The sequence below is a fragment of the Streptomyces sp. NPDC046197 genome (assembly GCF_040646295.1).
Taxonomy (GTDB): domain Bacteria; phylum Actinomycetota; class Actinomycetes; order Streptomycetales; family Streptomycetaceae; genus Streptomyces.
Genome location: NZ_JBEYZY010000105.1, coordinates 1 through 1425 on the forward strand (window position 1 = coordinate 1; position 1425 = coordinate 1425).

The 1425-nt window shown below is 68.6% G+C and carries 1 protein-coding gene; it reads left to right on the plus strand.

Features of this window, described 5'->3' with window-relative positions; genetic code table 11:
• Positions 1 to 56 precede the first annotated feature (56 nt).
• A complete protein-coding gene (locus tag AB0A61_RS41080) occupies positions 57 to 1334 on the plus strand; it encodes an IS701 family transposase (protein WP_361304741.1) in 1278 nt (425 codons plus the stop codon).
• Positions 1335 to 1425: the final 91 nt, after the last annotated feature.

The window sequence follows — 1425 nt, forward strand, 5'->3', positions numbered from 1 at the left end:
CTAGTAGGACTCCGTTAGGTCTGTGTGTCGACCTTGTTCAGGGGCACGGTGAGTGTGTGGACGCACATGAAGTGAACCGTGTTCGGGCGACGTTGGCGTTATTCGTGGCGGATGTGTTCGCCTCGGTGCCGCGCAAGGATCAGCGGGCCAAGAGCGACTGCTATCTGCGGGGACTGATGATGGACGGTCGCCGCAAGTCCATCCAGGCCATGGCCTCGCGGCTGCCGGACGGCAATGAGCAGAACCTGCAGCAGTTCGTGAACCAGTCCACGTGGAATCCGGTGCCGGTGCGCCGGCGGATCGCCGAGCGGATGGTGCCGCAGGTCGGCCCGGACGCCTGGGCGATCGATGACGTGTCGTTCCCCAAGGACGGCAGGATGTCGGTCGGCGTCGCCCACCAGTACTGCGGTGCGCTGGGCAAACAGGCCAACTGCCAGGTCGCGGTCAGCGTCCACGCGGTCTCCGAGACGGCGTCGTGCCCGCTGAACTGGCGCCTGTTCCTGCCACGGGAATGGGCCAAGGACACCGCCCGGCGCCGGCAGACCGGCGTGCCGAAAGACGTCGGACACCGGGAGAAGTGGCGCCTCGCACTGGACGCCCTGGACGAACTGGACGGATGGGCACTGGTGCCGCCAGTGATGGTGGCCGATGCGGGCTACGGCCAGAACGCGGACTTCCGTGCCGCACTGACCGAGCGGGGACACGCCTACGTGGTCGGCATCCGCGGCGACCTGACCGTCCAGCCGCACGACGCAGTCCCTGATACCCCAGCCTGGTCCGGCAACGGCCGCCGACCGGTTCCCCGCTACCGGCAGCCACCACTGACGGTGGCGGAACTGGCCGCGGCCGCCGGCCGGGAAGCCTTCCAGGAGGTGACCTGGCGGGAAGGCTCCCGCGGTCCGATGACCTCCCGATTCCTCGCCGTGCAGGTCCGGCCGGCCGGGGTGCGCCCGCGTCGGCTGGCCCAGGCAGCCGCGGTGGCCGAGCACGGCCGGTGGGACGGCATCCTGCCCCAGGTGCGACTGCTGGCCGAATGGCCCGACGGCGAGGACAAGCCGACCCGGTTCTGGCTGTCCGACCTGCCCGAGGACACCCCGATCCCGGAGCTGGTCCGCCTGGCAAAGATCCGCTGGCGCATCGAGCACGACTACCGCGAACTCAAGCACGGCCTGGGCCTGGACCACTTCGAAGGCCGCTCCTTCAACGGCTGGCACCACCACGCCACCCTGGTCACCGCCGCCCACGCCTTCCTCACCGAGCAGCGACTGGCCCCAAAAGCCGACACACCGGACTCACCCTCTACCAGATCCTCGACACCCTCCAGGACCTGCTGAACTGCTGGACCGGCATCTGCACCACCTGCCACCGACCCCTGCCCAGCAGAGCCACACCAAGATCAAGACAGACCTAACGGAGTCCTACTAG